Annotated in this window: 5 protein-coding genes and 2 pseudogenes; 1 reads left to right on the top strand and 6 read right to left on the bottom strand. The window is 43.9% G+C overall.

Translation table 11 applies throughout. The features are described 5' to 3' along the window. Positions 1 to 187: hypothetical protein (locus ACOJTG_RS05115; RefSeq protein ID WP_420152823.1), on the top strand; the 187-nt coding region annotated here is incomplete at its 5' end. A 58-nt stretch (positions 188 to 245) separates the two neighbouring features. On the opposite strand, the gene cas2 is transcribed toward ACOJTG_RS05115, so the two are convergent. The 6 genes and pseudogenes from cas2 to ACOJTG_RS05085 all read right to left on the bottom strand — a co-directional run. Then, positions 246 to 509: a CRISPR-associated endonuclease Cas2 gene (cas2, locus tag ACOJTG_RS05110; RefSeq protein WP_094816049.1), complete on the bottom strand. Its 264-nt coding sequence runs from the start codon at positions 507 to 509 to the stop codon at positions 246 to 248. A gap of 72 nt (positions 510 to 581) precedes the next feature. Then, positions 582 to 1,592 carry a type I-B CRISPR-associated endonuclease Cas1b gene (gene cas1b / locus ACOJTG_RS05105; protein WP_420152822.1) on the bottom strand — a complete coding sequence of 337 codons (1,011 nt, stop codon included), beginning with the start codon at positions 1,590 to 1,592 and terminating at the stop codon, positions 582 to 584. A 49-nt stretch (positions 1,593 to 1,641) separates the two neighbouring features. Further along, positions 1,642 to 2,150 (bottom strand): annotated as a pseudogene (cas4, locus tag ACOJTG_RS05100) (CRISPR-associated protein Cas4). Between the two features lie 15 nt (positions 2,151 to 2,165). Next, positions 2,166 to 4,493: a CRISPR-associated helicase Cas3' gene (gene cas3 / locus ACOJTG_RS05095; RefSeq protein WP_420152821.1), complete on the bottom strand. Its 2,328-nt coding sequence runs from the start codon at positions 4,491 to 4,493 to the stop codon at positions 2,166 to 2,168. Continuing rightward, on the bottom strand, positions 4,477 to 5,160 hold the full coding sequence (gene cas5b / locus ACOJTG_RS05090) for a type I-B CRISPR-associated protein Cas5b (protein WP_420152820.1): 684 nt from the start codon (positions 5,158 to 5,160) through the stop codon (positions 4,477 to 4,479). Before cas5b ends, cas3 begins: the two co-directional genes overlap by 17 nt. After that, a pseudogene (locus tag ACOJTG_RS05085) lies at positions 5,160 to 5,676 on the bottom strand (type I-B CRISPR-associated protein Cas7/Cst2/DevR); the annotation flags it as partial. The gene cas5b and the pseudogene ACOJTG_RS05085, both read right to left, overlap by 1 nt.

Genomic DNA, 5,676 nt, shown 5'->3' with positions numbered 1-5,676 from the left:
ATTTCAATTCCACTCTGGTACGATTAAGACCCCCATTCGAAAATGGGTAAAAAAGGCCTTTTCGGGCCTTTGTACGCTATTTACTTGCCATAAATTAAATCAAAAAATCGTCGATCTACAATGGTATGAAAATACCCGTCGATCGACGACTGCTCATAATCAGGGATTTATACTGCTAGGAGGGTAGTTAATGCCCGAAGGAGGCGACTATCAGCGAGCCCTACAATTCGATCGACAATCCAATCCTACAAAAAATCGTCGGTCGATTGCCGTTCGATGCCAACGATTTGTTTGTCCAGCCACTTCTGGTCGCGGTTCTTGAATAAGATTAGGCTGTCTTCCTCTTCATTCATGATCCGTTTCGCTTCGTGTAATAACTCCCTCAACTGTACGTCGGTCATTTCGCCTTCAAAAACCGAGTTCTGAATCCAATTTAAGTAACGCCGACAAAGTTTTAACATCTTCCCCACGCGTTTCTGGCCCATGTCGTACACTAAAATGACATACATCTTTTATTGATTTTGAAGGAAAAATCTTCAGAGTGAGGAGTACAAAGAACGAAGAAATAATTTATAAACCATTCACCACCAGGCTTTAAAGGGTTTGTAGGCGTCAATGCCTAGCAGGTGCCTTTGTAGTTTATAGCATTCCAGCTTAATCAGGTGTTTGTAACTGACACTTCGTCCCAGCGAGCGATGTTTGATGGTTTCTTTCAGCGAAGCATCGAATTCCTGTAAAAACCGTTTGCGAGCCGCTTCTTTCATGAGACAACCCTCTACTTCCATTCGAAAATCCGAAGGTTGTAACTGCCGTTTATTTACCATTCGAAAAATGAGCCGATCAATCAGAATGGGCTTGAAAATTTCCGCCATATCCAAAGCCAGCGAGTACCGTCGGGCACCGGATTCGTGCAGGAAGCTGATCGTCGGATTAAGTTGGGTATGGTAAATCATGCTTAAACAAGCCGAATAACAGAGCATGTTTCCCAGCGAAATCATGGCGTTTAGTTCATTTTGCGGGGGCCGCTTGCTCCGCCCTTCCATACAAAAGGTCTCGCCCAGAATCGCATCAAAACAGCTGTAGTACGTTTGTCGAATGTTTCCTTCGATGCCCATTAACGACGGTACGTCCGTGGCCGAAGGAATCAGCTGCATCAGTTGCTCGATGGTTAAAATGGCCTCGTTGAGCCCGCCGGCTTTCCGATTTTCGTAGTATTTGAGGACGCGTAAAATGTTAGAGGCCGCTCCTTCGACAAAGGCTTTGGCGAGGACGATTCGCTTCTTGCCTGAGACGTAATGTTTGGTTTGTTCTACCTGCATTTTGCCCGCCAGCAGGTACTCGCGGGGCATGAACGAACCCGTATAGTGCTCATAGTAATCAAAGAAATGTACGGCGATTCCTTCTTTCCCCAAAAAATTATACAGAGCAGAGTTGGCGTCTAAACTTCCAAACACATACAAGTCGGAAACTTGGTTGACGGGCAGAAAACGCGGCTGTCCCTCGTTTCCGTCTTCGTCAACGGGCGTAAACTTGAGGGTATGATCCTGCCGACTCAGCCGACCGGGATTCATCAGGTACTTGGTCTGTTTCATGAGGGTGGTAGAGAAAAGGGCAAGGAAGGGATCAGGCTTCTGACTACGTCTATTCAACTTCCTCAGCGTAACAAAAATCGAAGTAACTGCAGGCCTGACATCTACTCTTACTGATTCGCCCGGGGCACTGTTCGGAGTTTATTATACGTTCAATATCCTGAATCCAGCTCTCGACTACGGCTAGGTCCGTCTCTTCCAGGTAAACCGTCTGGGTCTGGCGAAGCTTGGGATACTCGATCAATCCCGTGGCTCCTGCTACGCCATTCTTTTGCAATAGATAGAGATAGAACTGCACCTGAGCCACGTGAGAGTGCTCAAGCTTATCGGATTTTTGATCTCATGGACGACTTTGTTATGTGGATCATAAAAGTCGATTTTAGAACCGTCGAGGGTAATTTCGCGGTAACGTTCGGCTCGCTGGGGATACGACTTTTCGCCAATAAACGAACCTTCTGCCACCAATTCAGACGTATGCTCCATTTCAATCTTATGATGAAAGAGCCACGTTTTGCGATGACAGACTTTGTAATATTTGATGTAGGTGCCGGTGATGATCATGGTCATGCGTTTAAATCAAATCCAGATAGAGGTATCCACCCATTCTTCCTGCTGATCGTAACATAATCCTAGCTCAGTGTCGTATTTTTTGGTAAGGACAAAGTACTTTATTTCAAGGAGTGTGCCATCTTTCTTTTCGATTGTGTACGAATCAGATTGAAGGTTTAGGTCATTCTCCCGCAGTAACTGAGCAAACTTGTTTTTACGGATTTGTACTTTAAGACTTTCTGCACCAATGAAATCAAACTGTTTGAGACGTTCAACAAAAGCATCTTTCAGAATAACAGGTAATACTTTTATACCGTCAAATTGCTTGTAAAAGTTTTCTTCACCCAACTTTGAGCGATACATGGGAACCAGACGTTCTGCTGATACCGACAGGCTATTGTAAATCAGATCAAATTGCTCTTTTTGCTTGGGTTGCCAGTCTGGATATACAAAATCAATATACTGCTGTAGTCGGGCCTCGTCGATGATTCCGTCTGTTTCTGCAATGATTTCTTCGAATGCCTGGATGGTGCGGCTTACTAGTTCATTCGGATAGATATATTGATCCGTTGCATTAGATGTGCGGAAAACTACTACCGGACTTTGTCCCTTTTCGCGTTTCCGATTAACCCGCCCAAATCGTTGAATCAGTGCGTCAATAGGAGCTGGTTCTGTGTAGATGATATCGTAATCAATATCCAGACTCACTTCAATCGCCTGAGTTCCTACTAGTAACCGAATTGATCCATCTTTTTCTCCTTGCTTCAATTCTAATTCATGACGAGTCCGGTCAACACCATTGAATGCACTATGTAACAACACCGCATTACAAGCATCTCCTCGCAACTCATTAAACACAGATTGAGCATTTTTAACGGTATTACATACCACCAATACCTTTGTTCCCGCCTTCAATGAGTTACGAATCAAATCCAGATTCTCCGTTAACAAACCCTCCTGTAATTTGACCCGATGTCGTACGAATTGGCTATACAGGCTTTCCGACGCTTTTACCTCCGTAAATTCTCCAATCGCCTCTTCCAGCTCTTTTTTTAAAAAGGTCGGCATGGTTGCGGTCATGACCATAACCCTTACCTGTAAATGCTTTACGGCATACTGGAGCAGTACTTTGATTTGTGCAAAGACATCGGCACTATACGCATGGATTTCATCGAAGATAAAATAGCTCCCTACCATTTCAAACAATCCCTGCTCAAAGCCTTTCAGACCAAACAAGTGCTTTAGAAGCTGAAAAGGGGTTACGACTTTAACGGGTGTCACCAGTGTCTTAAACTTATCCTTCAACGCATCAATTTGCTCTTTCTTTTGACTAAGGGAATACTGAAAATCATCGAAATAGTCGTAGAGATAATCACTGAGCTTCCCATGTAACATTCCGACATATTCTGAACCCATTTCCTTTCCCAACCGTTCATACATGGCATTAATGGAAGCCGTAAATGGAAGAATGTAGAAAACCCGGCCTTGTCCGAAGTGTTTCATCTGCTGATGCAGCCACAAAATCGAGCTTTCTGTTTTCCCAGAACCAGTCGGCGAAGTCAAGATCAGATTACCGGTTACATTTCCGCAGGCGAGCTGATGATCGTAAAAATCCTTTTTCCTGGCTTGAAGATCTCTACGCTTTTGCTCTAGAAACTGAAACTGTGTTTCGGAAAGTTGTAGCAATTCCTGAATCCGAGCGGAACCCATATGATCGCAATGCTTCAATCCTCCAAACAATAGTAGCAAGTCAAAATAATCAGGATTAGAAGCATTCATTTTCCCAATCTGAGGCTGATAGGTTAAGATTACCTGTTCAGGATGTTCAATCGTGAATGGTCCAATCTTAACGTGATACGCTTCTTCGGCTAATTGAAGCAGAAGTGAAGCTTGCACGTTTTTACGAAACTCGGCTTCGTAATCCAGCCGTTCATCTGCACCCGGTATATCAAAGACCTCTTCTTCAGACTGGTAAAAATCACAAATATACCGTTTCCAGAGTTGTTCGTAATCTTTATGATGTCCTGCTATTACCAATCGGAGTAGTTCACGAATTCGTTTCTCTTCCTGTAATCCTTCAACGAAAGGAATCGAAAACAATTCATGCCGTTGTTTCCGCCATCGATTGGGTTGGTTCCGTAATAGTTTCTGAAAATCGGCATGTCCTTTTCCCAGATCATGGCAAACAATAGCCAGACGCAGAACTCGCCAGAAGTCATACGAGAGGGACAGTCTGCTGATTTGAGGAAAGTTTTTTTGTAACAGTCCCCAAATCAGCAAGCAATCATCAACGTGTTGTTGTAAGGTGAGTTGCGGATCTGACTTAGCTAGAATTTCGTCATACAGCTTGGTCATGCTCCGAAAAGTCTAATTGGTGTAGGTAAATATCAGTACCCTCCTTTCCTAAGTCTTTATCGTGAATAGCGGGTAAATTAGCCTTAACGAAAGTGAGGTGACTGATAACCGAGTAAGGCTCAGTGCCGACGTTCTGTCGCGGAAAGGTATCCGTAAAGTATTTAGGAAGGGCCTGAATTTGGCCCGCTAAATAATTTTCCCTGAAGGGAATAACCTGACCCGCTAGGCGAGAAGCGTAGGTAACTTTGGGTAAATCAAGGGTTGTGATTTGCTCGACTGTTGCTAAGTCATTCATTCGCCCAAGAACCAGGGAGTAATAAGGCTGACGAAAGTAATCCGCTAGCTTTTGGTCAGTTAGATAGATTCTCAATCGAGTATTGAACAGAAATTCACGACGAATGATATTGGACTTCGCATTATTGGTGGCTCGTCCATTGGTACTGTCAATCTGATAAATCGTTTCCAGATCAACAGCTTTCGCATCAAACTGGAAGTAATATCCTATTTCCAGCTTCTGATGATGCAAGTATTGTCCCGCCGCTGCATTAAGTAAGCCTAATACGGTACTGACGGGAGGAACTTCCAGCGTAGGCTGAACCCCACTGATCAGGTTAGGGTACCGGAAACTGGCCGTCCAGCTGCTTAAGTCTATTACATGTACTTGCATCAGGAAAACTGATTTTCGAGTTGAGTACAGTACGCATCAATGGTTTCATTGATCGTACCCAGCTGAATGGTCGGGTAGGCATCGCCAAGGGCAAGCAGCTCTCTAAGTTCGTCATTGTATTCATTCAAAAACCCGCTACGCTTCCCAATGAATACCGTACCAACGATTTGCTCTTTGTAGTCTTTTAATACTTCTTTCAGACCATCCAGATTCAAGGCTACTCTATCATGATTCATGCCTTCACTCGTTACAATGTGCGAAAAGGGGTGATTACCACTAGTTGTACTAACGAGAATGATAAACTTTGGCGTTACATCACTCATGTTGTTCGTTTGCATGGCTCCACCAGAGATGGTCTTCAGAGCTTGAATGGTATCCTTAGCCCGTTGCAAGCGTATATTCCTGTTTAATTGAACCAGCTTCTGGGCATTTCCTTTACTATCTTTCACGAAAGGATCGTCAATTTCAATAGCTCCCTGACTTAGAGCATCCGTTTTTAGCTTTTGCGTAATGTTC

Source organism: Siphonobacter sp. (genome assembly GCF_048595215.1).
In the GTDB taxonomy this organism is placed as follows: Bacteria; Bacteroidota; Bacteroidia; order Cytophagales; family Spirosomataceae; genus Siphonobacter.
Note: the sequence above shows the minus strand (reverse complement) of the source record. Positions and strands in the feature narration are given on the sequence as shown.

Coding starts and splice junctions, on each gene's coding strand:
- cas2 (WP_094816049.1), bottom strand. CDS start 509: ATGTATGTCATTTTAGTGTACGACATGGGCCAGAAACGCGTGGGGAAG.
- cas1b (WP_420152822.1), bottom strand. CDS start 1,592: ATGAAACAGACCAAGTACCTGATGAATCCCGGTCGGCTGAGTCGGCAG.
- cas3 (WP_420152821.1), bottom strand. CDS start 4,493: ATGACCAAGCTGTATGACGAAATTCTAGCTAAGTCAGATCCGCAACTC.
- cas5b (WP_420152820.1), bottom strand. CDS start 5,160: ATGCAAGTACATGTAATAGACTTAAGCAGCTGGACGGCCAGTTTCCGG.